Annotated in this window: 18 protein-coding genes; 8 read left to right on the forward strand and 10 right to left on the reverse strand. The window is 43.1% G+C overall.

Annotated features, from left to right (window positions below):
- Positions 1-2: 2 nt before the first annotated feature.
- From AC3WJC_RS07745 to AC3WJC_RS07775, 7 genes are all read right to left on the reverse strand, one after another.
- Entirely contained in the window at positions 3-377 is a 375-nt protein-coding gene (locus AC3WJC_RS07745; protein WP_492398502.1) for a hypothetical protein, read from the reverse strand.
- A gap of 2 nt (positions 378-379) precedes the next feature.
- Positions 380-799 (reverse strand): hypothetical protein, encoded by a 420-nt coding sequence (locus tag AC3WJC_RS07750; RefSeq protein ID WP_492398503.1) that lies wholly within the window; start codon positions 797-799, stop codon positions 380-382.
- Between the two features lie 95 nt (positions 800-894).
- The gene (locus AC3WJC_RS07755) at positions 895-1,719 is read right to left on the reverse strand and encodes a polysaccharide deacetylase family protein (RefSeq protein ID WP_492398504.1); all 825 of its coding nucleotides are present in this window, start codon (positions 1,717-1,719) and stop codon (positions 895-897) included.
- A gap of 157 nt (positions 1,720-1,876) precedes the next feature.
- Positions 1,877-2,482, reverse strand: coding sequence for a TetR/AcrR family transcriptional regulator (locus AC3WJC_RS07760; protein WP_492398505.1), 606 nt, complete (start codon positions 2,480-2,482; stop codon positions 1,877-1,879).
- A gap of 29 nt (positions 2,483-2,511) precedes the next feature.
- A complete protein-coding gene (locus AC3WJC_RS07765; protein WP_492398506.1) occupies positions 2,512-3,804 on the reverse strand; it encodes a TolC family protein in 1,293 nt (430 codons plus the stop codon).
- A 10-nt stretch (positions 3,805-3,814) separates the two neighbouring features.
- Positions 3,815-6,928 carry an efflux RND transporter permease subunit gene (locus AC3WJC_RS07770; protein WP_492398507.1) on the reverse strand — a complete coding sequence of 1,038 codons (3,114 nt, stop codon included), beginning with the start codon at positions 6,926-6,928 and terminating at the stop codon, positions 3,815-3,817.
- 11 nt (positions 6,929-6,939) lie between these two features.
- Positions 6,940-8,001 (reverse strand): efflux RND transporter periplasmic adaptor subunit, encoded by a 1,062-nt coding sequence (locus AC3WJC_RS07775; protein WP_492398508.1) that lies wholly within the window; start codon positions 7,999-8,001, stop codon positions 6,940-6,942.
- 261 nt (positions 8,002-8,262) lie between these two features.
- Between AC3WJC_RS07775 and AC3WJC_RS07780 the strand changes: the two genes are divergently transcribed.
- Positions 8,263-8,853 (forward strand): TetR/AcrR family transcriptional regulator, encoded by a 591-nt coding sequence (locus tag AC3WJC_RS07780; protein WP_492398509.1) that lies wholly within the window; start codon positions 8,263-8,265, stop codon positions 8,851-8,853.
- 98 nt (positions 8,854-8,951) lie between these two features.
- On the opposite strand, the gene AC3WJC_RS07785 is transcribed toward AC3WJC_RS07780, so the two are convergent.
- A complete protein-coding gene (locus tag AC3WJC_RS07785; RefSeq protein WP_492398510.1) occupies positions 8,952-9,986 on the reverse strand; it encodes a basic secretory protein-like protein in 1,035 nt (344 codons plus the stop codon).
- A gap of 171 nt (positions 9,987-10,157) precedes the next feature.
- On the reverse strand, positions 10,158-11,189 hold the full coding sequence (locus tag AC3WJC_RS07790) for a LacI family DNA-binding transcriptional regulator (protein ID WP_492398511.1): 1,032 nt from the start codon (positions 11,187-11,189) through the stop codon (positions 10,158-10,160).
- Positions 11,190-11,478: 289 nt separating this feature from the next.
- Here AC3WJC_RS07790 and AC3WJC_RS07795 point away from each other — a divergent pair, with 289 nt between their 5' ends.
- Genes AC3WJC_RS07795 through AC3WJC_RS07810 form a run of 4 tightly spaced genes read left to right on the forward strand, consistent with a single transcriptional unit; the run spans position 11,479 to position 18,329 of the window.
- Positions 11,479-14,577 (forward strand): SusC/RagA family TonB-linked outer membrane protein, encoded by a 3,099-nt coding sequence (locus AC3WJC_RS07795; RefSeq protein ID WP_492398512.1) that lies wholly within the window; start codon positions 11,479-11,481, stop codon positions 14,575-14,577.
- A 12-nt stretch (positions 14,578-14,589) separates the two neighbouring features.
- The gene (locus AC3WJC_RS07800) at positions 14,590-16,092 is read left to right on the forward strand and encodes a RagB/SusD family nutrient uptake outer membrane protein (RefSeq protein ID WP_492398513.1); all 1,503 of its coding nucleotides are present in this window, start codon (positions 14,590-14,592) and stop codon (positions 16,090-16,092) included.
- Positions 16,093-16,144: 52 nt separating this feature from the next.
- Positions 16,145-17,158, forward strand: a complete 1,014-nt coding sequence (locus AC3WJC_RS07805) for a LamG domain-containing protein (RefSeq protein ID WP_492398514.1) — start codon at positions 16,145-16,147, stop codon at positions 17,156-17,158.
- Between the two features lie 16 nt (positions 17,159-17,174).
- Positions 17,175-18,329 carry a beta-1,2-mannosidase gene (locus AC3WJC_RS07810; RefSeq protein WP_492398515.1) on the forward strand — a complete coding sequence of 385 codons (1,155 nt, stop codon included), beginning with the start codon at positions 17,175-17,177 and terminating at the stop codon, positions 18,327-18,329.
- Between the two features lie 47 nt (positions 18,330-18,376).
- Here AC3WJC_RS07810 and AC3WJC_RS07815 read toward each other — a convergent pair whose 3' ends face one another.
- Entirely contained in the window at positions 18,377-19,105 is a 729-nt protein-coding gene (locus tag AC3WJC_RS07815) for a GntR family transcriptional regulator (protein WP_492398516.1), read from the reverse strand.
- Between the two features lie 275 nt (positions 19,106-19,380).
- Between AC3WJC_RS07815 and AC3WJC_RS07820 the strand changes: the two genes are divergently transcribed.
- From AC3WJC_RS07820 to AC3WJC_RS07830, 3 genes are read left to right on the forward strand one after another with little or no spacing between them, the layout of a single operon-like run.
- On the forward strand, positions 19,381-21,186 hold the full coding sequence (locus AC3WJC_RS07820) for a class I mannose-6-phosphate isomerase (RefSeq protein WP_492398517.1): 1,806 nt from the start codon (positions 19,381-19,383) through the stop codon (positions 21,184-21,186).
- Positions 21,187-21,191: 5 nt separating this feature from the next.
- Entirely contained in the window at positions 21,192-22,607 is a 1,416-nt protein-coding gene (locus AC3WJC_RS07825) for a sugar porter family MFS transporter (protein ID WP_492398518.1), read from the forward strand.
- Positions 22,608-22,666: 59 nt separating this feature from the next.
- On the forward strand, positions 22,667-25,819 hold the full coding sequence (locus tag AC3WJC_RS07830) for a SusC/RagA family TonB-linked outer membrane protein (protein ID WP_492398519.1): 3,153 nt from the start codon (positions 22,667-22,669) through the stop codon (positions 25,817-25,819).
- Positions 25,820-25,839 lie beyond the last annotated feature (20 nt).

A 25,839-nucleotide genomic window follows, 5' to 3' on the forward strand; every position in this document is an offset into this window, starting at 1 on the left:
TCTTAATGTTGTTGAGAAAACGATAATTTAACGGAGCCTCCTTTTATTTTATAAATACCCATGATCTTTTCTGGCGCAGTTTTTTCTTCATTGATGTTTTTTAGAACGATCTCATGTTTATCAGGTCCTCGAAAAATAAGTTCGCCATTTGTTTCTGTAGTGCCGCTTGTTGGTGTTAATGTAACCGTTTGTTTGTTAGGCTTAAACTTAATTACGCTTGCACCAATATATCCATCGGCATAATCAAGCCTGTAAACCACCTGCTCTGCTTTGGCAATGTAACGGATAGTTTCGTAGGCCTTGGCTTGCTGGGCTTTAGCCTGGTGAGCCAAGCACAGCATTGCTAAAATGATGATTGTTAAGATAGATCGTTTCATAATTACTGAAGGGTGTTTTTACGGTAATTGTTTTTTACTTTCACTGTGATGTAGGCGACCAAAGCTATAAAGAACAGCCATTGGCCGATAGTGAATGTAATGAGTTGCCGGATGATACCGTTATCATAAACATCCTTTTTATTGAAGTAAACCTTTACCACATCACCCGGAGATGCCCAAAATAAGCTTTGATCCCGGCCTGTAATGCTTTGTCCGTTATAGTTAATGCGGAAAGTTGCACGGTCGCCATATTTGCGGTTAACATTTTCAATCAGGGTAGCATTAGTAACAACGTAATCATCCCGGTGAGTTGAAAAAACTGCCAGTATTTTTGCTGTCGAGGCCCATACTACAAAACATAGCGGGATCAACAGTACGATCGCGAAATAAAACAGGATATTATTTTTTGCCTCAGCCATCATTAATAAGAACAACGGTTCAGCCCAAAATGTTGCGCATCAATACTTATCATTGGTATTAAGTATTGTAGTTCGCTAATAGGAGACTGAGCTGTTTATCAATGTTTATTACCGGCAGGCCGTGAGGCTTTTATCCGTTCGGCAACATCTACCATGGTGGAGATATAAATATCTTTTTGATTGGCTTTGAGGTATTTAAGCAATAGCCTGTGTTCATTTAATCCCACATTGATATTATGGCCGCCACCTACACCATGAAACAGGAAAACCAGCACCGTATGCTTTTTCTGTGCATCCTTAACTAATTGGATCATCTGTTCGCCTGAATTATCCATTATCGGAAAACCACTGATATTGTCGAGGTCTACCTCGCCCGGTTTTTGAGGGATAGGGGTAACACCGCGCGCGCCTGCGAAATCGTTACGCAGCTTATCATAGAACTTTATGCCATCAATGGTCATATCTCCGCAAGGGTAGGCATAGGTACGTTTATTTTTGCCATCAATAGCTTTTAAAAGCACGTTATTAAGCCGTATTTCATCTACCGCGCGGTTAACGGTGTATTTGCTCAGATCATGGTCGGGGTTAACAAAGCTGCGGCCGGGTAGGCTGCCATCGCAAGGGTGAAACAGGCCATGATTGCCCAACTCATGGCCGTTTTTTGCCGCGAGCCGCCATTCATTTAATCGGTTATTAACAACAGGAGAGGAGCCGATAAGATAAAATGTTCCTTTAAGTTTTACCGAATCAAGCGCGGGTATTACGTTATCAAGGTCGATATCAATAGCATCATCATAAGTTAAAACCACAACGCATTGCTTGTTATCGAATTCCTTTAAACCCTGAGCGAAAACTACGTAAGGGCTTACCGCAAGCAATATCAAGGCAGCCGTGCAGCGTATTATAAATAAAAATGGTTGCAAAGTATTTTAATTTAGATAGTGTAAGATAGTACTTTTTAAAGCAATTATCCCGAAGTAAATACGCTGAGTAAAAATCTTGTAAACGTAAAAGCGGCACCGTTAAATTTAATGGTGCCGCTTTATGTTTATCCTTTCGAATGTAGATCATTAGAAGATCCTATCGGAACTCCTGGGATTCTGTATCTTCACTATACTTATCCACCAGGCTGCGTGCAGCCGCCACCGTAATGCCGTTGATAAATAACCGTAACGCTGTATATACTTCATGGTAAGTTTTTAAACTATGAAATATAAAATCATCCGTTACGGATAGGTATATATCTGCAACGCTCTGTAAATCCAGTGCAGGTAAATAAAAGCCCCCGGCTATGCCTTCCTCCAGGTTGGTTTTTATTGCGGTTTTAAAATAACCGGTTTTAAAATCCAAAAAGGTTCGGTGTGCCCGTGGAAAGCGCTTCAGCATCGTATCGTTAAAAATAATTCGCAGCGCTATCCATTCCTTAAAAAGGTTTCGGTGTAATAACAGTTCCTCAACGGGGTTACTTGCCGCTTGCTCATTAGCCGTTATAATTGACTTCCACCTCGCAATGATTACGTCAACCACTGCTTCAACAACTACAGCCTTGTTCTCAAAATACTGGTATACCGTTTTTTTTGAAACACCGCCAAACCTGGCCAGGTCATCCATGGTTACACTGATGACACCATGCCTTGAAAATAATTCAGTCGCCTGTTCAATAAGCTGATCTTTTTTATCAATCATTACCGGTATTGCTGATGTATAGTATCCACCTACTTCTGAATATCAGCCTTGGCGGTAACGTAACGGTAAATAGCTGCCCGTACATTAAAATCAGCAAATGCCGTTGTTAACGTACTTGATGCCTGCTGATAAGCCGCCTGTGCATCCAGTACTTCGGATATGGTGGCTAAGCCTGCCTTGTAGTTATCCCGGTTTACTTTTAAATTTTCGGTAGCCTGTTCCATATTCTCTTTAGCGTAGCGGATCTGTGTAAGCTGATCCTGCATATCATACCAGTAACGCAAAATGCCTACCCTTAACTGGTTATGGCCGTCGCGGTAATCATTACGGGCTATCTCCTCGCTTATCTTCCGCTGGCTTATTTTGTGTTTGTTGCGGCCCCACAATCCGTTTGATATCGGTATGCTCAGCGTTACAAAGCCGGCCGGCGAAAAGGTGCTGCCTATGCCGCTGTTAAACGAGCCCACTTGTGCCGCGCTCAATCCAACGGCTAAACTTGGAAGGTTGTCCCCATTGGCCAGGCGTGTTTGCAAATTCTCACCTGCCATGCGTTTGGTTAACAGCAGGTAATCGGCATTGCTGTTGAGTGAGGTATCGGGCTGCATGGCGGGCAATACTGGCGTACCTTTTTGGTTAAGTGTATCCTGCATCACCATCAACGAGTCAAACGGCATACCTGTGTAAACCGAAAAATCAAGCAGGGCAACCCGGCGGCCATTTTGCAGTTTGCTCTTGTTAACCAGCAACTGGCTTAGCTGCACTTTAACTTTAAGCAGATCATTACGGGCAATTAAGCCCGATGCCAGCATATCCTTTTGCATTTTAAGCACAGAGTTAAGCAATGCCTCGTTAACCAGTAAGGTTTTTTGCTGTTCCTGTATGTTAACCAGGTTCCAGTACTTTTGCTCGGTAAGCAGTATCACAGAATCTGCCGACTGCTTTTTTCTGATCTGGTTTACCTCTAATTGTAAACTTGCCAGTTGGTTGCCTGTTTTTATTTTGCCGCCGGCATAAACTGTCTGGGTGCCGGTTACGCCCAGCATGTAAACATTGTTGATGCCTTTTTCTAAAACATTGGGTATGGCGGGTACAAAGTCTTTAAAACCTAACAGGCCGATACCTGTGCCACTAACAGACGGCAAGTAATCGGATTTTGCGGCTGATACACCTGCTTTTGCCGAGTTTACCCGCAGTTCGCCGTTTTTGATGGCATAACTGTAAGCAAGGGCGGCTTTTTTACTTTCGTCTAATGATATTACGTGTTGTTGCGCCTTAGCCTGTATACAAGCTAAAACACATATAAATATGATAAATGATTTCATGATCTCAAGCTTATGCGGTTACAGGTTCCGCAGTTTTATTATCACTATCCGGTTTGTTATGATCTTCTTTACGGAAGAACAACCAGTATAAAGTGGGTAACACAAATAGGGTAAGTAACATAGATACCAGTAAACCGAAACAGATCACCGTACCTAACGGCCCCCATAGCGACGACCGGCTGATCACCATCGGGATAACACCTACCGCTGCCGCCGCAGATGTTAAGAAGATAGGCCGCATCCTGCGCTCGGCAGAAAGTTTAGCCGCTTCAAATACTGATTTACCTTCGTGCAAACGCAACTCTTCGGCAAAATCTATCAGGATGATACCATTACGCACCACAATACCGCAAAGTGCAAGCAACCCTAAAAATGAGGTAAACCCAAACGGATAGCCCATAATGAAAAGGCCGAATGATGCGCCAAGCAAACTCAGCGGCATGGTGGTAATACTCAATAGGGCATGTTTAAGATGTTTAAAGTGCCACAGTAAGATCAGGAATATCAGGATGATACTTACGCCAAGCGCTGTACCCATCGGCCCCTGGTTTTCGCCTTGCAGTTCCAGTTCCCCGCCGTAACGAAGTTCAACACCCGCGGGTAGTTTTATTTTTTCGATAGCGGGTTGCAGGTCTGCCAAAACCGCGTTAGCTACCGCTTCCTGGGTAACATCCATGCGTACGGTTAATGTGCGTACGCTGTTTCTGCGGGTAATCTGGCCGTCATTCCAGTCCGTAGTAATATCAGCCACCTGCCTTAACGGTATAACAGATTTGGTTTGCGGCGAAACGATATTCAGGTCGCGCAGTGCGGCAATATCACTTCTGGATTCTTTTGGTGATTTAATCTTCACATCAACCGCATAGGTGTCTTCCCAAAGTTGGGTAGCTGTAATGCCTTCGGCATGCATGGCTACGGCGTTGGCAATATCGCTTTTGGATAAGCTGAGGCGCGAGGCTTCTGCCGTTTTTATATCCAGTTTAAGCGTGGGCTGTATCTCATTGTAATCAGTACGGGCCCAGGTTACCTCCTTATGTTTTTTGCCGATGGCTAACACCTGGTTGGCCACTTGCTTTAAAGCCGGAATGTCATTCCCACTGATTCTTACTTCGATGGGTGCCAGCGCATTGATCATGTTCAACTGTTTCATCCGCACATAGGCAGACGGAAAAATATTGCTGTATTTGTGCTGGTAATCAACAATTACTTCCGCGGTCGCATCTTCTGATTCGGTTTTGATCAGTATTTGCGCGTAATTTTTTGACGGAAGGTTAGGGGCGTATACTGAATGGAAACGCGGTGAACTGCTACCGATAAAGCTGGTATAGTTAAGTATCCGTTTGTCTTGTTTTAGTATTTTTTCCATGCCTTTTACCACACTGTCAGTTTGTGATAAACGGTAGCCCGAAGGTAAGTAGATCTCCATCGCAAACTGGTTACGCTCAACCTTAGGGAACAATTGCTGCGGCAATAAACCCATAATGGCTATACCAAGCACCACCGCCATTACCGCGAAAAATACGGTGAGCTTATAGTGTTTCATAGCGTTGCCGATGTGGCTGTTAAAAAAATCCTGCAGGCGGTCCAAAAAAGATCGCTTTTCTTCTTTTTTATTGTGCAACAGGCCTTTTTTGATAAAAAGGGTATTGAAAAAAGGCACGATCATCATAGAGATGATCAACGACAGCGTGAGCGCTATCATTATGGTTACCGGGAACAGGCGGATAAAATCCTTGGCGGTACCGGTCATGAAAAAGGCGAGCGGCACAAAGGTCGCCGAAATAGCCAGCGTAGCTGTAAAAACAGAAGGAAATAATTCTTTAGCGCTGCTGATGGCCGCATCCCAAACAGACATGCCGTGATCCAGTTTTTCTACATGGTTATCAATAACCACAATAGGGTCATCTACCACAATACCTAAAACCACAATAAGCGCTGCAAGGGTAACGGTGTCCAGTTCAATACCGGCCATGTACATGATCCCCAGCGTTGCGGCTATAGTGATAGGTATAGTTGCTGCCGCTACCGCTGCAACCCTGAAAGGCAGAAGTAACAAGGCCACACATACCACGCCGATAAGCGCGAAGGCAAACTCCTTCATAAAATGGCTAATGGAATCATCCACTACTTCCGGCTGATCGGCCAGTTTGACCAGTTGGATATCCGGCGGCAGGTGTTCTTTTACTTTCTCAATATGTTCTTCCAGCTCTTTGCCGAACTGTACAATATTTTTGCCGGTGATCATCTCCAGCGATATCACAATAGACTTTGTTCCGTTAGAGGTAACATAGCTGTCGGGTTCATCGTATTCGCGTTTAATCGTAGCCACATCGCGTAAGCGAACAGAGTTACCGTTAACATCCTGCCTGATGATCTGATCGGCAAGTTCGGCTTCAGTTTTATAGTAAGTGCTTAAATGTATCGGCTGATCCACAACAGCACCTTCTTCCTTACCGGTAGCGTTTATGGCACCCTCGTTTTGCAGCACCTGCATTACATTGCTAACCGATACCCCTTTTTGCAGTAGCTTGTTATTATCTACATAAACCGTGATCTGCTCGTTAAGGTTGCCGGTGTGCGATATTTTGGCAACATCCTGTACTTGCCTTAACTCGGCCTCAATATCTTCCACATTACGCAAAAGTTCTTTATAAGGGCGTGTTTTTGATTCAACCGCCATTAACAATGCAGAGGTATTACCAAAATCACTGTCAATATAAAAGCCTTTTACTTCCTTAGGGAGTTGGCTTTGAAGTATAATCATGCCGTTCTTTATCTTGTTCCAAAATGCTTTGGTTTGTATCGCATTTTGGTTATCGGCTACTTCTACAAAAATGTACATCACACCATCCCGCGAAAAGGAATAGGTTTTTTTCTTGTTCACCTCGTTGTTACTGAACAGGTATTCTTCTACCTTTTTGGTTAGCTGTTCCTCTACCTGTTTTGAGGATGCACCCGGGTATTGCCCTACAATAAGGCCCTGCCTGATGGTAAAGTCCGGAAATTCATTACGGGGCATATTAAAAAGCCCGAACAGCCCAAGCAACACAAATATGGCCGATAGCGCGAGCGGGAACACATGGTACTCCATGGCCCATTCAATTAAGTTGGAATTCTTTTTCATGATGGGAGCGCTTATTTACTGATAACTACAGGCGTTTGGTCGGCAAGCTTTTGGTAGCCGGAGGTAATTACCTGCTCGTTACCCGACAGGCCTTGTTTGATCGTAATACCGTTGCTGTAAAGCTGGCCGGTAGTTACCTCTTTTCTTACAGCCTTGTTTTGGCTGTTAACTATGTATAAAAAGTTAATTCCTTTTTCGTCCACCTGTACGGCCTGTACTGGAACAATAATTTGTTTTACAGTATCGTTTTTGGCGGTTTGGTTGGCTGATGTGTTAAAGGAAACTTTACAAAGCATACCCGGCCTCAGCATCATACCGGTATTAGGCAAGGCTATTTTTAAATTGTAATTAGCGCTACCGTTTAACGCGATAACACCTACTTCAGTAACTTTACCCTGTAAGGGCTGATTGCTCAAGGCATCAATTTTAACCATTGCCGGCGTACCAGCCTTGTACCGGTTAATTTCACTTTCTGGTACGGCAACCAATACCTTTACAGATCGTGTATCTAACAGTTGCAATACAGGCTGCCCGGGATTGGCAACCGCCCCGGCTTCAGCTTTTTTATCACCAATGTAGCCGCTGACAGGGGCGTAGAGGTGCGTATGGGCTATATTTTGGTAAGTGGCACGGGCGGCGGCGCTGGCTTGCTCATAATTTGATTTTGCTTCCAGCATTTTTATTTCGGCCACGCTGCCTTTTTTAAATACTTCGTTTACCCGAGTATAGTTTTCCTGTGCCAGTTTGGCTTGCGCAAGCTGCGCATTATATTGGTTGCGATAGGTGGTTTCATCAACCGCGGCAACCAACTGGCCTTTTTTTACGTAATCGCCAGTTTGTACCGGGAACGATAAGATGGTGCCTGAAACCTGGAAGCTCAGGTCGATGGTTTTCTCAGCTTCAAGGGTACCATCATAAATTATATGATCATTATCCGCTACGGTTTCAGCGTTTAAGTTAAATACCTTTACTGCCAGTGTATCTGTACCGGGCTTAAACTTTGAATTGCTTGAGCAGCCGGTAATGCATAAGGCAGTTACTACTGCTCCGGCCAGGGTGATCGTTGTTTTCATCTTATTTATTGAACATTTATTGTTTTTTTGTCGAATTGCAACGCAAGTCGTTTAATTCTTTATATTATTAAATGAACCTGATTTATAGTTGCATGTATATTATAATCAGATCAAAAATATTTTTTCGACAAATATACATTATTTGTTTTTACATATTTTCTAATCTGATTGTCACAAACTGTTAATGATTCGTCTGTGTTGTACAAAAAAGCTTTAAAGAAGAGTTTAGTTGGTGAACAATTTTTGTATTTTTGTCGAACTATGAAAAAAATAGAGGATGATAAAGTGAGGGATGAGATAGTTGAAGCATCTGATACGATATTTGAACGTTATGGTTATCTGCGCGTATCCATGCAGGATATTTCTAACGAATGCAAAAAAGGCAGGAGCACGCTCTATCATTATTTTAAAAACAAGGAAGAGGTTTTAGATGCCGTTTGCTACCGGTTGTTTAGCCATTGCCTGAAAGAAAGCGAGGCCACTATTAGCAAAAGGCGGTCGTTTTCGGCTAATATTGAGTCATTTAATAGCACCAAGCTGAAAAATCTGCGGCAGGTGGTTTCTAAATATAAACTTGCTATTGATGATCTGCGTTTAGATCCATCGGGTTTTATGTTCAAATTTAGGCGTTATACAGGTGAGGAAGTAAACATCGTGAAACAGATCATTAAATGGGGAATAGAAAATAAAGATATTGCCGAACTACCGGATGAGGATGTGCAGTTTTTGGCCGAAACACTGAATGCCGCTTTCAGAAGCTTTGAGCAGGAGGTATTGATATTCGGCAAGTTTCCGCAAAGCGAGGAAAAAATAGCCTGGTTAGCGCAAATGCTGCAAAAAGGTTTGTTATAGTTTAAGCAATCGCGGATATATTATTGTTAATCAGGATATAGATTTTACTAAGATGTGGCTATACCATTAGGTACAGCCACATACTTACAAATAGTATATTAAAAATTCTTGCTGCTGTATACCAAATGAAGCGCAGGCGCGGCTGAATAGGCGGCCCAAAGTTCATCCAGTGTTTTTCCGGATAAATCAACCCAGGTACTTTCTTTAAATGTGCCGTTTCTTAGTTCTTTATCAATCTGTACAATAACACCGGGTTTAACTTTTTGATCTATCCACTCAAAAAAGCGGGCGGTTACACGGTAGCTGTCTTTATACCCCTGATCTTTTGCATGGAAATTCGGCAGAAACCATTTTGAGCCTACATTATCCACACCATATTTATAGCGTATAAAATCGGCAATGCCTTCGGTTAGCCAAATTAGGTCGCGGCCATAGTTGTAGCCATAACCCTGTACAATGTGCATACCTTCATGGGTTACCACATCCACATCGTAGGGGAACTTGTTCATGTATTTGGTAGCAAATAAAATGCGGTTGCCTGATGCCTCGGCTACACCATTGTACGCTGTGTCGGTAACAAATACTACGTCATGGGTCGCTTTGTTATTGAACATACCCACCAGTTTAGGATAAACTTCAAAGTAAGTTTCAATCAGATTTTTTTGGATGGTAGCATCAAACTGTGAATTTTTATTGATGAATACCAACGAATAGCCATCTTTTTTAATGGTATCAACTGATGACCAGTTTTTATGCAGCGCATCATTCAAAGCTTGCTCAAAACCGGCGAGGTTCTTTTTATTTTTTAACCATTTGCCGTTCGCTACAATTTCGCCCGGAACAGCTTTCAGGGTAAATCCTTTGGCCGTATCTATTATTCGCATGGTTACTTCGCGCTGGGTACGGTAGCCGTCCGCATAGGCAAAAGGCGGGTAAGCGTTTCTGAAAGCCGCGCCTAATTTTGCGGTATCAATTTTAGTGTTGGCTATGTCGTTAACGGTCAAAGTAAAAGCACGTGGCTGGTTACGCCTGCGCTGGGTGTTCTGACGTTTTGATGCCGGCGGAGTGGTTTGAGCAGTTACCTCCACACAAAGCATCGCGAACAAAATGATGCTGGTAATTTGTTTAATCATATTGGTTATTTTAAGTGCCCTAAATATAACCCAAGTAAAAATATAGTGGTGTAAAAAGTATGTTGCTTTGTTAAGCGCTGTCGCACATCGCTTAAACCAGGTAACACAGTTGGACGAGCGAACTTATTTGAATATAGATCTTAACAAATCAGTCAGCCGGATGCGGGGGACTTAGGCTGACCGCGTGCGTTTTGATGATTCCCGAATGATCAGTTCAGGTTTTAATACTTCGCGAAAATGCTTGGTGCGTTTACGGTCTTCGTCACCCATGCGTTTAAACAGTATGCTGATCAGTTTTTCAGATAGGGCTTTCATGGGTTGGGCAACCGCGGTTATAGGCGGGTTAAAAACTTTAAAAAAGGCATGGTCATCAAAACCGATCACGGCCACATCAGCCGGAATGCGCAGTTTTAGTTTGTGCAACGCTTCAAAGCCCTGTAGAGCCAGGTAGTTGGTTGCAAATAATATCGCGTCGACTGACGGATTATCCTTCAGGAATTTTTTAATATTTTGTACCACCTGCGCCGGGGTTAGCGCGAAAGGTATTTTTAGTACATAGGGCAGGAGGGATGCCTCAGTAACAGCGGCCTGGTAACCGTTCAGCCGGTCAATCATCTGCGTTTGATCCGAGTCAAGCGTTACAAAGGCAATTTGCTTAAACCCCTGCGCGGCGAGGTGCTCTATCGCTATTTTTGCACCCCAGTAATTATCTATACCTACATAGTCGGTTGGTATTTCAGGTAAATACCGGTCAAATAATACAAAGGGTGTTTCTTCATTTAAAAGCAAAGCCACATCCTGGTCAATGCCTTTCGGGGCGGTAATAATATAGCCATCTACATGGCGGCTTTTAAACATGTTAATAAGTTCAGCGGTCTTTTCAGGGTCATCCTCAGTGCTGCAATAAATTATTTTGTAACCCTTCTTGTAAGCCCTTTCCTCGATCAGGCGCGCCACACTCGAAAAAAAGGCATCCGCTATATCCTCAACAATTAAACCTATAATATTTGATTTGCCCGTTCGCAGGCTTTGCGCAAGTGTATTGCGGTTATAGTTCTTTTCCTTTACATAATCAAGCACCCTGTTGGTAAGGGTTTCGCTGATACGCATCTCCTTGGCTTTACCATTTATAATAAAGGAAATAGTTGATTTAGAGATATTAAGATCCCGGGCAATATCGTCCATTGATATCTTTTTCCTCATAAAGCCTTTGGTTAATAGTGAAATGGTGCGTTGCAAATATAGTGTAGTGCTAATCAAAATTTAAAAATAATTTGCTAAACCCGTTTAGTTTTAATAGGTTTGACGGACAATTATAAACCAATGGCTTGCTTATTCTGTTTAAAGGCTAAGCAATGGTGTGGAATATTATTCATTATCATCTATTTATGTTTTAAATCTTTTTTGCCTATGGAAAGGATATTATGATGAGTTTCTATGTTCGGGCGGCATTATCACGCCATTAAAAACCAAAAAAATTATTATACCTATTATGACAAATTTTACAAAAACAATCTGGCGAAGGGCTGCCCTGTGCAGCATCCTGCTTCTGTTTTGCGCGTGCCTGCCCGGCTATGCGCAAAATGTATCAATAACCGGTACTGTAACTGATAACAATACAGGCGAAACCCTGGTAGGCGCAACGGTACAGGTTAAAGGTACTACCACGGGCGTTGCTACTGATATTGATGGCAAGTTCACACTATCGGTTACGCCGGGCGCGGTACTTGAGGTTAAGAGTATTGGTTACGCTACACAAACGGTTACGCCAGTAGCCGGGCAACCATTGGTAGTAAAGCTGCAACCCACAAGCAGCGCGCTTACCGAAGTATTGGTTGTGGGTTATGCCACTCAAAAAAAGGCTGATCTCACCGGAGCGGTATCCAGCGTTAAAAGCAGTGATATTGCCAATTTACCCGTAGGCGGTGCCGACCAGATATTGCAGGGCAAATCCGCGGGTGTAACTGTTACGCAATCAACAGGTGCGCCGGGTGATGGTATCAATGTGCGTATTCGTGGTATAGGTACCATTAATGATAACAGTCCGCTGTATATAATTGATGGAATACCTACTAAGGATGGTATCAACCAAATTTCGCCTAATGACATAGAAAACATCAGCGTGCTTAAAGATGCATCATCTGCCGCTATATATGGCGCACGGGCATCAAACGGTGTGGTGATCGTTACTACTAAAAAAGGTAAAAACGGCAAGCCGAAAGTAAACGTTAACGCTTACACAGGGGTGCAAACTTCTCAGCATTTAATAAAGATGGCCAATACCAGCCAGTATGTTGCAGCTTACAATACCGCTGCCGCGGCAGATGGCAGAACACCTATCCCTCAAAGTATTATTGACGGCGGTTTGGCTGATGTAAACTGGCAGAAGGAGGTTTTGAAACCTGCTCCTATAAGTAATATACAGGCATCAATAAGCGGCGGCAGCGATAATACTACCTACATTGTATCAGCCAATTATTTTAAACAAAATGGCCTGATCAAAAACTCATCGTTTGACCGCCTTAACCTGCGCACCAGCATTAACAGTAATCTGTCAAACTATGTAACGGTAGGTACCAACGTCAACCTGGGTTATTCAAAAAACCGGCAGGTAGGTACTTCGGGCGATGGCTTTGGCGCGGGTAATCCGGGGGCAAGTGTTTTACGTTATGCGCTGTTCCGTACACCGGCAACACCGGTGTACCGTCCGGACGGGCAGTTTGTTGATATTCCGCAAAACCCTGAATTTTTTGGTGATGGTTTAAACCCGGTTGGTTTCGCCGACAACTATAATCGAAATTTTTATGATTACTCCGTTTTAGGCAATGTGTTTCTGGAAGTGCGGCCGGTTAAGAACCTGAAACTGCGTACCGACTTTGGCACCAATTTTTTGATAACCGATTACAAACAGTTTTTTGCTACCTGGGGTGTTGATCGTTTTTTAAATACGCCTAATAGTTTGGCGCAATCAAATACCAATCAATTTAATTACAACTGGACTAACACTGCCACGTATGATCTTAAACTGGATAAGCATGCATTTACATTTCTTGCCGGTACAGAGATTGTGAAAACTGACGTACGTACTTTAGGTGCCTCACGCACACTGTTTTCTGATCAGGGAGAGTCTTTTCAATATCTCGATAATGGTTTAGGTATTATGCAAAATGGCGGCGGCCAAACCCATTGGTCATTATTGTCACTCTTTGGCAGGGTTAATTATAGCTACGATAGTAAATACTTGGCTACGTTTAATTTCCGGCGTGATGGCTCATCAAGGCTGATCCCGTCAAACCGTTACGGTAGTTTTTATGGCGGATCATTAGGATGGCGTATTGACCAGGAAGAATTCATGAAAAATTCAGGCCCGATCAGCGCCCTAAAGCTTAGGGCAGGTATAGGTCAGTTAGGTAATCAGGAGATTGGTAATTTCAATTATGCCACACTTGTTGGCCCATCCGGCTATTATCCTTTTGGAGGAATGAGCAACGTGGGTAATTCCATAGGGGAGTTGGGTAACCCTAAAGTCCGCTGGGAAACCAGTACGCAAACTGATGCTGGCATCGATCTGGGTTTATTTGATAACGCGTTTAATATCACGGTTGATTACTATATTAAAAACACCTCTGGTATGTTGTTACGACCAGAGCGGCCAAACAGTGCAGGTGGCGCTGCTGTTGGCTATATAAATGCAGGTAAAATGCGTAATCAGGGTTTTGAATTTGAGTTGAGTTACCGTAGCCCGGCTAAACAAAAATTCAAATACGAATTGATTGGTAATTTTACCATAAACAAAAACGAAGTAACCTCGCTTGCGGGCGGTGCTGCGCTGGTTGGCGGCCGTATTGATAATAACTACTTTGCTACCAGTACCGCTGTCGGGCATTCGGTAGGAGAGTTTTACCTGTTGCAAAAAGATGGAATATTTCAAAATGAGCAGGAAATTTTTACACATGCTTATCAAGGCCCCGGCATTAAACCCGGCGACGTGAAATATAAGGACATCAGCGGCCCTAACGGAACACCGGATGGCGTAATTGATGAGTATGACCGTACCTATTCGGGCAGTTCAATACCTAAATTTACTTACGGTTTAACAGCTAATTTATCATATAGTGGCTTTGATTTAAGCTTATTCTTCCAGGGTGTACAGGGTAATAAATTGTATAACCAGATAAACACAGATATTGAAGGCTTTTACCGTGCTTTTAATATTACTGAACGGGTTGCGACACAAAGCTGGAATGGTGAAGGCTCAACCAATGAGTTTCCGCGTTTATCATGGGATGGGGCAGCAAATAACAAGCGTCCTTCAACCCGGTTTCTGGAGAGTGGTTCGTACCTGCGTTTAAAGAATGTACAATTAGGATACTCCTTTAATGATCGTGTGCTGAAAAGCATCAAATTATCATCCGTACGTTTATTTGTAAGTGCGCAAAACGTGTTCACTATCACCAAATACACCGGCATCGATCCGGAAATATATACCAATAGCAACTCACAGGGCGATGGTGTAAGGGCAGTGGGTATCGATTGGGGAACCTATCCGTCTGCACGCACTTTCACTGTAGGTATAAATGCTAACTTTTAATTCAAAACAATCATGTTGAAAAAATATATATACATAGCATTGGCAGCAGGGTTGTTGTTGCCGGCTGCTGGTTGTAATAAAGTGCTTGATCAGGAAATTTTAGGCAACTACGAATTTGATAACTATTTTAATTCGGTAGCCAACGCTAAGGCGGCTGTAAATGCGGCCTATGTGCCACTTAATTTTGGCGATGCTTTCTCAAACCAACTTTGGGTTTTGGGCGATGTTGCTTCAGATGATGCCGTAAAAGGTGGTCTACCCGGCGATCAGGCCGATATAGACGCTATAAATAATTTTAACATTCTCACTAATAATGCTGCTGTTGAGAGTGTTTGGGCACGTTATTACGATGGCATATCAAAAGCGAATTTTGTTATACAAGGGCTTACCGCCGATAATAAGGCAGTGCCTGATGCTGATAAGGCGACCATTATTGGGCAGGCTAAATTTTTAAGGGCTTACTACTATTTTATACTTACCAATAGCTATGGCGATATTCCGCTAAGGCTGGAGGTTGCAACTGCTGATAATTTACAGTCGCCGGCCGTTGCCCAGGCACAGATATATGCACAGATTGAGAAGGATTGCAAAGAGGCCGCTGAGGCTTTGCCGCAAACGTGGTCAGGAGTTGATCAGGGCAGGGCTACCAAAGGGGCCGCGCTGGCATTACTTTCAAAAGTATATTTATTCGAGAAAAAATATAACGACGCAGTAACCGCCGCAGAGCAGGTTGAGGCACTTGGCTATCAGTTAACAGAAAAATTTACCGATAACTTTAATGCTAAAACAGAGAATAATACAGAGGTAATATTCGCCGTTCAGCATGTTGCCGGTTTAAGCCCTAAACAAGGCAACGGTTTAAACCAGGCCTTTGCGCCACGTGGCGCGCTTAATGGTTACGGGTTCTTTCAACCCACACAAAGCCTGGTTGATAATTTTGAAAAATCACCCGATGGTGTTGTTGATCCACGGTTGGATTATACCGTAGCGCGCGAAGGTCATCCATACTTTGATTCAACGTTTGACCCAAGCTGGACGGCTACCGGTTATCTTACTAAAAAACAAATTCAGCCGTTGTCTGAAATTCCGTTAGCTACCAAAGGCGATGCCGACCTGAACACCGAAGTGCTGCGTTTTGCTGATGTGTTGTTGATTAAGGCAGAAGCATTGAACGAGTCGGGCAAAAGCGCGCAGGCATTAGTGCCGTTAAACAAAGTTCGCAAACGTGCCCGTGAAAGTTATTTGTTTGACAGCACTTTGGGCAGTACCACTGTTCCGGCCGGTTTGCTTCCTGACGTTACTACTACTGGTCAGTCAGATTTACGTGCTATTATCCGCAGGGAGCGCCGCTCAGAATTGGCGCTTGAATTCGGGCGTTTCTTCGATATCATTCGTTATGGCAGCGCTTATGCTACCAACGCGTTAAAGGATATCCCTAATTTTAGCTATGAACAGCATAAGTTTTTCCCGATACCGGAAAGCGAACGTCAAACCAATAAATTGTTAGGCAGATAATTATAAGATGATGACAACAGTTAAAAGCAACTTAAATATAGCCGTTTGGATAATGGCTGTACTACTAATTATATCAGGCTGTAAAAAGGACGAAAAGCGGGATACCACACCTGGCAGTGTAACTACGGTTACAGAGGCCATAACCTCAGCCACGCAACTTTATGATGGCGCTGTTGAAGGCAAAATGGCGGGCAATTACGCGGTAGGCTCAAAAGCCGAACTGAAAAAGGCTATAGACCTGGCCACAGCGGTAAAGAACGCCGGTACTTATACACAGCGTGAGATAGATAACGCGACAGCTAACCTTACACGTGCTATGACGGCCTTTCAGTCCCGCTTAATTCAGGATGTATCCGCCGAAAACCTGATCGCGCAATGGCGCTTTACCGGTAATGCCGATGATGCATCGGGCAATGGCCACAATGGTACATTGATGACCGGCATAATTGGCCCCGGTACCGCCCCGGTTGACGGTAAAACACTGCCCCGGTTAATTACCGATCGTTTTAATGAGCCAAACAGCGCCCTGGAGTTTGATAACGGCGCTTATGTTGAGGTGCCTTATACCGCTGATCTTAATCCTAAGGCTTTTACCATCAGTCTATGGATCAGAAGGAGGGTAACCTTCAATGATAACTACATGTTCTCGTTAAATACTTACAATGGATTCAAATTTCAATTGCAGGGTAACAACTTCTTATTCCTGACCATACATGCTGATAACGGTTACAAAGATGTTGACAGTAATCCGGGTGTTATTCCGCAAGATGTATGGACATTTGCCACGGTGTCTTATACCAACGGTACTATGAAGTTTTATGTTAACGATAAGCTGGTAAAAACCGCGCAGGTAACCGGTACACCGGTAACATTAAGTACTCCTGTTAATTTGGTGATTGGTCAAAGCCTTCCGAAAGGCATTCTCAACTTCAGTGATCAAAGCAGTCCGTTTTATTACTGGGGGCCGGCTTATTTTAAGGGAGATATGGATGATATCCGTTTCTACAATAAAGCGTTATCTGATGCGGAAGTTCTGTCAATTTACACTATGGAAAAGCCTGATTAACTTATAAATTTTATAAATGAAAAATACGCTCATCAAAATAAAACTCGCTTTTATACTTTTATTATCAGCTAATTATATTTTTGCGCAGGACAAAGTTAGCCGCTTGCCCGACTGGGCTTTGGGAGGCTTTGCCCGGCCCGAAAATACTAACCCTATTATTTCGCCGGACACCACTACACGGTTTTTTGATCCGGTTTTAAAGAAACTGGTAGGGTGGGAGTCTAACGATACTTTTAACCCCGGGGCTGCCGTACATAACGGAAAAATAGTGGTGCTTTACCGTTCCGAAGATAAATCAGGCGTAGGGATCGGCTACCGTACCTCGCGCCTGGGCTACGCGGCCAGTACCGACGGGTTGCATTTTACCCGCAGCAAGGTACCGGTGTTTTATCCGGCTAACGATAGTCAGAAAAAGTATGAATGGCCGGGCGGTTGTGAAGATCCGCGGGTAGCGGTTACAGCAAACGGTACTTACGTGGTTTTTTACACGCAATGGAACAGGCATACACCCAGGCTTGGCGTGGCAACCTCAAAGGATCTGAAAAAGTGGACTAAACACGGGCCTATATTTGAGGATGCCTATAAAGGTAAGTTTGTAAATATTCCGCATAAATCAGCCTCAATAATAACTAAACTGGTTAACGGCAAACAGGTAATTGCCAAAATAAAAGGTAAATACTGGATGTATTGGGGGGAGTTGAGTGTGTATGCCGCAACCTCTACCAACCTGGTTGACTGGACACCTGTAGTGAACAGTGATGGAACCCTGAAAGCGCTTTTTTCGCCACGCAAGGGCTACTTTGATAGTGAACTTACGGAATGCGGTCCGCCCGCGGTAATGACAGATAAAGGCATTGTATTACTCTATAACGGAAAAAATAAAAGTAACGGCGATGGTGATTCGCGCTTTACCTTGAATAGCTATTGTGCAGGGCAGGCCTTGTTTGATAAAAACGATCCGCTGAATTTTAAGGAAAGGCTGGACGTACCGTTTATGCGCCCGATGGCATCATTTGAAAAAAGTGGCCAGTACCCAGCCGGAACCGTTTTTTTAGAAGGACTTGTTTACTTTAAAAAGAAATGGTATTTGTATTATGGTGCAGCCGATTCAAGGGTGTGTGTAGCGGTTTATGACCCGGCCAAACCTTCGCTGCCTGATCCGATCGAATAAATAAGATTATAAATAACGCCTCGTTTTAATTAACGGGGCGTTTTTGTTTATCGCCTGCTTTCTACTGTATATATAAAGCTATCAGCCTTGTAATACCCTAAATTGTATTCGAGCGGGCGCTCGCCCTGGTCAAATACAAAACGTTTCCGAAACAATACCGGGTCGCCGTTTTTAATGCGCAACTTATCGGCAATTTCATCGTCAGCAGCATGAGCACTGATCTCTTCTTTTGATAAGGTAGCCACCGTAGAATAATCTGACTCCAGTAATTCATAAAGCGGGCGTTTAAAATCCTCATCGCCCGTTAACCCTATCCGCGGGTGGAAGTAGGAGATAAAGTAAACAAACGGCTCGTTAGGCTTGCCGCGCACGCGTTCCATCTTTAAAACCTTTCTATCAGTCTTTATCTCAAAAAAATTAGCCAATATTTCATCCGGATAAACCCAGGTAACATGTAACTCAAAATTGTTAATGGTGATACCGCGCAGTTTCATTTCCTGCGAAAAGCTGAGCCAGTTGTTTGATTTTGAACTTACTGTAGCCTGGTTCACTTTAGTACCGGTGCGTTTTTTACGGATGAGCAGGCCCTCGTAAACCAGTTTGTTGATAGCCTGGCGCAGGGTAGTACGTGATATAGCCAATATTTTGGCCAGGTCAACCTCGTTAGGCAGCAATTTACCATTCTGAAATTCTTCTTCAGCAATTAACTTTCTTAAAAGTTCTTCGGCCTGTATGTGCAGGGGGATCGGGCTTTTATGATCGATAGAATATTTCATAAGGTTGTTATAAATGCAATAATAAGCGTTTACATTGATTACAGCAATTGTATACACATGTGTTTCGATGCAAATTCCATAATTAGCCTAACTGTGTATGCTTTACACTGTGTTAAATATATTTTATAAAAAATTTGCTTTTGTATTTATTGTTAATATGTTTGTACATTATATAACCAATCAACCACTTACAAATTAATACTTAGCGCCAATAAAAACTATACATAGGTATATTTATGTCGCAGTTAATATGTACATACATTACTACAATATAAATGAAGATTGATAACAAAACTTTTATGCCGTCAACAAGCATCAATACTGAAATCAGGAAGACCTCACAATTTATAATGCCAGCGCATTTAGATGATACTATTAGCACCGAGGGTTATAATATATATCCTGCTGAATCAATTGGTAGTGGTAAAATATTTAACGGGTTTGATTCACTTGCCAGGTACATCATCACTAAAAAAACTGTTGTGATTGATGGTTACGTAGGCATATTATGGGACAGGATACAAACCGGCCTGCAAGATTGCTTTGCTGAAGCAAACGTGAGCGTTAACTGGATTAAAACCAGTGAACTGTTAAAGCCCGCTGATGAAATAGAAGCGCTTGTTCAGCCTTTTTTAGGTGAGTACTCATCTGTATGGGGTACAAAAACAAGCCTGTCGTTAATTGACCTGTATGACGAAAAATTAACTACCCAGGTTACTGATGAAAACAGCGACATCAATATAATTATTGGTACCGGCGCGGCGTTATGCGGCTGGGATGCACCGGTAATTTATTTTGACATCCCTAAAAATGAGATCCAGTTCAGGATGCGGGCTGGTAGCATTACCAATTTGGGTGTTGATGGGGTGAACGAACCATTCCAAATGTATAAGCGCTTTTATTTTGTGGATTGGGTAATGCTCAACAACCATAAAAAAGCCCTGCTGAATAAGATAACCGTTATGGCTGATGGCCAATGGCCTGATACCATTAACTGGATGTATAAGGCTGATCTGCAAGCTGCCCTTCATAAACTAAGCCAATCGGTACTGCGTGTACGCCCGTGGTTTGAACCCGGTGCCTGGGGCGGGCAATGGATGAAAAAACACATCAAAAACTTAAATACTGATGTAGTTAATCTTGCCTGGTCGTTTGAGCTGATCGTGCCTGAAAATGGATTGGTTTTTGAAAGTGATGGCAACCTGTTAGAAGTATCATTTGATACCCTGATGTTCGCCCACAATCAAAATATCCTGGGTAAACATGCTGATAGGTTTGGTGACGAGTTTCCTATACGGTTTGATTTTTTAGACACCTACGAAGGAGGAAACCTGTCCATTCAATGCCATCCCAAATTAAAATATATACAGGAGAATTTTGGAGAGAACATTACGCAGGATGAAACTTATTACATTTTAGATTGCGACGACAACGCGCGCGTTTACCTGGGTTTTCAGGATTGTGTTGATCCTGATGGTTTTAGAACCGCTTTGGAAAACAGCCAGGAAACAGGCCGGGAGATAGATATTGAGCAATACGTACAATCTCACCAAGCTAATAAACACGATCTGTTTTTAATACCTAACAGTACCGTACACAGTGCCGGCGCGGGCAGTTTAGTGCTTGAGATAAGTGCCACGCCGTACATATTTACCTTTAAAATGTATGATTGGGTTCGCCTTGACCTTGAGGGCAACCCACGGCCTATCAATATCGACCATGCCTTTAATAATCTCGATTTTAACCGCAAAGGCGAACAGGTTCAAAAGGAACTGATCTCTAAACCGCAGGTAATTGAACAGGTTGAGGGCTACCAACTGGTACATGTGCCAACCCACGCCGAGCATTTTTACGATGTGCACCGTATTGAATTTGATAGCAAGGCATCTGTTGAAACTAACAACGTATGCCATGTGATGATGCTGGTTGAAGGCGAATCAGTATTACTGGAAACCGCCGACGGTACCAAACAGCAGTTCGCTTATGCCGAAACATTTGTAATACCTGCCGCTGCCGGTTCATACACACTTACTAACCTGGGTAAGGGGCGTGCAAAAGTTGTTAAAGCATTCTTAAAATAATGGATATGACGGACACAACAAATTATACCGGCATTAAAAAAAGCAGCACCTACCTGTACCTGGTTTGCCTGGTGGCCGCCCTAGGCGGATTTTTATTCGGGTTTGATACGGCGGTAATTTCCGGTACGGTAAGCTTGGTGAAAAATGATTTCACCCTTAACGCCGTAAGCGAAGGTTGGTTTGTAAGCTGCGCGCTGTTAGGCTGCATTATCGGTGTAAGCTTTTCGGGTAAGCTGAGCGATAAATACGGCCGAAAAATAGTTTTGATTATTTCGGCAGTATTGTTTTTAGCATCGGCATTAGGATGCATGCTTACAAGCTCATTTACTGAATTAATTATTTTTAGGTTGATAGGTGGCTTGGGTATAGGCGTGGCATCAATGGTATCGCCATTATACATCTCAGAATTTTCTCCTTCACGCTACCGGGGCATGATGGTTTCACTTTACCAGCTTGCTTTAACAATAGGTATTGTACTGGCGTATTTTTCTAACGCTTATTTAGCCAATCATGCTAATGATGCTTATGCGTCTGGCACTTTACAGGTGATATTCTCAAACGAGGTGTGGCGTGCTATGCTTGGCCTGGGCGCGGTACCTGCGGCTATCTTTCTGGTATCATTATTTATGGTGCCCGAGTCGCCAAGGTGGCTGATGCTAAAGGGTAATGAAAATAAAGCACATGCCATCCTTGTTAAAATTGATGGAGAAGATGCCGCCGATGCTGAAGTTAAAGCATTTAAGGAGCAGGCCGACAGCGATGATACCTCGTTAAAGGAATTATTTAAACCGGTTTATCGCAAAGCCTTGTGGATAGGTTTGCTGTTGCCGTTCCTGTCGCAGGTGTGCGGTATAAACGCGGTAATTTACTACGGCCCCCGCATATTAGAGCAGGCAGGCTTTACGCTTAACAATGCCCTTGGCGGCCAGGTAACCATAGGCTTGGTAAACGTAGTGTTTACCTTTGTAGCCATTTTCACCATTGATAAATGGGGCCGTAAGCCACTGCTTTACGTGGGCGTAGGCGGTGCAGTTGTTTCGCTTATTATTATAGGCGCGCTATTTTCATTAGGCGTTACATCAGGCCCGTGGATACTCATGTTTATTTTAGCCTTTATCGCGTGTTTCGCCTTTTCATTCGGTCCGGTATGCTGGGTTGTAGTGGGCGAAATATTCCCGAATGCGGTACGTGGCAAAGCCATGGCATTGGCAACACTGTCTCTTTGGATCGGTAACTTTTTAGTAGGGCAGTTAACACCCGTTATGCTGGAAGGCCTTGGCTCATCATGGACTTTCTGGCTGTTCGCCATCTGCTGTTCGCCTGCCTTGTGGCTCACCTGGAAGTTGATACCCGAAACCAAGGGCCGCTCGCTCGAAAATATAGAGAATTACTGGAAAGAAACCTACAAATCCAAAGCATAGCCTTATGCAGCCCATTAACCAATAAAAAACCAAAAATAAAACCAATAGAACCCGTAATTATGAGATTAAAACTATTACACAAGTTAAAAAAACTAAAACGGCTTTACAGCAGGCCGTTGGTAGCCGGTATGCTCGGCGTTGCCGCGTTAAACACAACTGCTTATGCCGCGGTTGCAAATTTAAATCATGATTTAATTACCAAAACGTTTGATATAAGCATTACCGGTAGGGTATTGGATGATACCAACCAACCCTTACCCGGAGTTAACGTTAGTATAGCAGGCACCACTATCGGCACTGTTACTGATGCTGATGGCCGTTACAAACTTAATATACCCGAAGAATATGCAAGCCGCAGTTTAAGTTTCACATTCATAGGTTTTTTAAAACAGGATGTAGCCATTGCCGGCCAAACCGAAATTAATGTGAGCCTTAAAGCTAACAATACCAGCCTTAATGAGGTGGTAGTAGTAGGTTACGGCACTCAAAAGCGTATTAATATTACCGGGGCGGTTGGTACGATCAGCTCGAAAAATATTGAAAATAAACCGGTATTAAACACCTACCAGGCGCTGCAAGGCGAATCGCCAAACTTAATTATACAACAAACTAACCTTAATCCGGGTAGTGATGTGGTAGTTAATATTCGTGGTATCAACAGCCTTGGCGATAATACCCCGCTCGTTGTTGTTGACGGAATTATTGGTGGAAACTTAAACACCATCAACCCGAATGATATAGCGAGCGTATCCATATTAAAGGATGCAGGTTCGGCTGCCATTTATGGATCACGCGCCGCTAATGGTGTAATTTTAGTTACTACCAAGGCCGGTAAATTTAACGGAAAACCTACGGTTAGCTATAATGGCAGCTATGGTTTGCAGGATGCTAAGGTATTAGTACATAAAGTTGATGCCTGGGATAATGCCTATTACAAAAATCAGTCGTTAATAAATTCCGGTTTGCCACCGGCCTATACGCCGGATCAGATACAGGCATTGAAGGACGCGGGTAATGGTACTTGGGATATTGAGCATTTACTAAAAACAGCACCGCTGCAATCGCACAACCTCAGCATAACCGGTGGCAGCGAAACCAACTCATACTATATATCAGCCGGTTATCAAAACCAAGGTAGTAACCTGATAGGTAATGGTGGCTCAGGCGCCGATTTTGGTTATCAGAAATACAATTTAAGATTAAACCAAACTTCGCTTATAGGTAAATTCAGAACCAACATTATTTTAAACTATACTAAAACACGCAATAAAACCAACAGCGTTGGCGATAACAACATATTTGCCGATGCTAACCGTGTACCGCACAATTATAACTGGAAAGATGAGAATGGTAATTATTTAACCAATCCCGTAGCATCGCAGTATAACGAGTATGGTGTACTTGAAAAAGGTGGTTTTAACCAGGCTGATAATGATGAAATATTTGGCGCATTCAGCGGCCAGTTAAATGTCACTAAGGATTTGAAACTAACCGGCGAGTTTGGCGGTACCATCCAAAACAACGGTACCTTTTTTCGCCGTACCCGGGTTGATTATTTGCCGGCAGGAGTGTACGGTAATGACCTGACGGTTTTAGATGGTAACAGCAAATCATTATTATTAAATACTAAGGTTTATGCTGAATACAGTAAAAAAATAAGCGATCATAACTTTAAAGTTCAGTTAGGTGTATCAAGCGAAAGCTATAACCAGCGCGGTTTTCAGTTACAAAAAACCTTAACCGATCCTTTATTAGGAACACCTACTACGGGTACTATTGTAGATACCCAAAATTCAAATAACAGTATAGCGGTTAACTCAACAAGCTTGCTGTCTGCTTTTGGTCGTGCTAACTATTCCTACAAGGATAAGTATATTTTTGAAGCTATGTTCAGGCAAGATGCCTCCTCAAAATTCGCCGCAGGCAACAGGGGCAGTTTCTTTCCATCAGCAAGCGTTGGCTGGATTGTAACGCAGGAAGAATTTATGGAGCCTCTTAAATACACGTTGAGCACTTTTAAATTAAGGGCATCATACGGTGTGGTAGGTAACCAAAATGTGGGTAATTATCAATATCAAACAACTTACTTTAATTATGCCAATGCCTACGGGTTTGGAAATAATATTGTTGGCGGCGCAGGCACCAATATATCTAACCGTGATATTACCTGGGAGAAGTCGGCTAAATTAAACATTGGTTTTGATGCAGGCTTGTTTAACGATAAGGTAACCGCCACGTTTGATTACTTCCGTGCTACAACCAGTAATATACTGGCGCCACGGGCCGATGTGCCGTTTATATTCGGCGCAGGATCTCCGGACTATAACGTAGCTAAAGTACGCAACACCGGTTGGGAAGCATCAGTAACTTATAACCTGAAAGGCAAAGAGGTTAGCCAAAGCTTTAGCGTAAACATTGCCGATAACCAAAATAAACTGTTAAAGTTAACAGGCAGCGCTACTGAAACTATTTACAACCAGGATGTATTCCAACTCATCAGGCGGGTAGGTGAGCCAATTACTCAGTATTATGGCTATGAAACCAATGGTTATTTCCAAAACCAGCAGGATATTGATAACTCTCCAAAAATTGCAGGCAACAGCGTGCAGCCCGGTGATCTTAAATTTAAAGACCGCAACGGCGATGGCTTTGTTGATGAAAAGGATAAAACCGTATTAGGTAACCCTTTCCCGCGTTACACCTTTGGTTTTACATACCGTGTAGCTTATAAAGGCTTTGATATGTCGTTATTTATACAAGGTGTTGGCAAGCGCGATCAGTTTTTACGCGGCGAGTTGGTGGAGCCTTTCCACTACGGTTACGGTGCCACTGTTTACGATCATCAAACCGATATATGGTCGCCAAACAACCCGGATGCAAGGTACCCGATACTGGCAAACATTGGTTCGGCATCAAACACCAACAACTGGCGCACCGGTTCTGACCTTTATAAATATGATGCGGCTTACGCGCGGTTAAAAAATGTAAACATAGGCTACAGCTTTAACAGTAACATCACTAAAAAACTGGGTATACAGCGCCTCAGAATTTCGCTTATCGGCCAAAACCTGGCTACGCTAACCAAGCTGAAATTTATCGATCCTGAAACTTCGGAATTTGGTAATAACCTGAGCCCGGGTTCGGCTTCAAACAGTGCAAGGCAATATCCGCTGCCGGTATTTTACGGTGCAGGCCTTGATGTAACCTTTTAAACAGATAATATTTAAAACAT

It is taken from the genome of Mucilaginibacter sp. FW306-07-L (assembly GCF_058782065.1).

Excerpts from the sequence above, each read along its gene's own strand:
- AC3WJC_RS07785 (WP_492398510.1), bottom strand. The coding sequence starts at position 9,986 with ATGATTAAACAAATTACCAGCATCATTTTGTTCGCGATGCTTTGTGTG.
- AC3WJC_RS07825 (WP_492398518.1), top strand. The coding sequence starts at position 21,192 with ATGACGGACACAACAAATTATACCGGCATTAAAAAAAGCAGCACCTAC.
- AC3WJC_RS07800 (WP_492398513.1), top strand. The coding sequence starts at position 14,590 with ATGTTGAAAAAATATATATACATAGCATTGGCAGCAGGGTTGTTGTTG.
- AC3WJC_RS07815 (WP_492398516.1), bottom strand. The coding sequence starts at position 19,105 with ATGAAATATTCTATCGATCATAAAAGCCCGATCCCCCTGCACATACAG.
- AC3WJC_RS07795 (WP_492398512.1), top strand. The coding sequence starts at position 11,479 with ATGACAAATTTTACAAAAACAATCTGGCGAAGGGCTGCCCTGTGCAGC.
- AC3WJC_RS07750 (WP_492398503.1), bottom strand. The coding sequence starts at position 799 with ATGATGGCTGAGGCAAAAAATAATATCCTGTTTTATTTCGCGATCGTA.
- AC3WJC_RS07760 (WP_492398505.1), bottom strand. The coding sequence starts at position 2,482 with ATGATTGATAAAAAAGATCAGCTTATTGAACAGGCGACTGAATTATTT.
- AC3WJC_RS07770 (WP_492398507.1), bottom strand. The coding sequence starts at position 6,928 with ATGAAAAAGAATTCCAACTTAATTGAATGGGCCATGGAGTACCATGTG.
- AC3WJC_RS07765 (WP_492398506.1), bottom strand. The coding sequence starts at position 3,804 with ATGAAATCATTTATCATATTTATATGTGTTTTAGCTTGTATACAGGCT.
- AC3WJC_RS07810 (WP_492398515.1), top strand. The coding sequence starts at position 17,175 with ATGAAAAATACGCTCATCAAAATAAAACTCGCTTTTATACTTTTATTA.
- AC3WJC_RS07830 (WP_492398519.1), top strand. The coding sequence starts at position 22,667 with ATGAGATTAAAACTATTACACAAGTTAAAAAAACTAAAACGGCTTTAC.
- AC3WJC_RS07780 (WP_492398509.1), top strand. The coding sequence starts at position 8,263 with ATGAAAAAAATAGAGGATGATAAAGTGAGGGATGAGATAGTTGAAGCA.
- AC3WJC_RS07745 (WP_492398502.1), bottom strand. The coding sequence starts at position 377 with ATGAAACGATCTATCTTAACAATCATCATTTTAGCAATGCTGTGCTTG.
- AC3WJC_RS07820 (WP_492398517.1), top strand. The coding sequence starts at position 19,381 with ATGAAGATTGATAACAAAACTTTTATGCCGTCAACAAGCATCAATACT.
- AC3WJC_RS07790 (WP_492398511.1), bottom strand. The coding sequence starts at position 11,189 with ATGAGGAAAAAGATATCAATGGACGATATTGCCCGGGATCTTAATATC.
- AC3WJC_RS07805 (WP_492398514.1), top strand. The coding sequence starts at position 16,145 with ATGGCTGTACTACTAATTATATCAGGCTGTAAAAAGGACGAAAAGCGG.
- AC3WJC_RS07775 (WP_492398508.1), bottom strand. The coding sequence starts at position 8,001 with ATGAAAACAACGATCACCCTGGCCGGAGCAGTAGTAACTGCCTTATGC.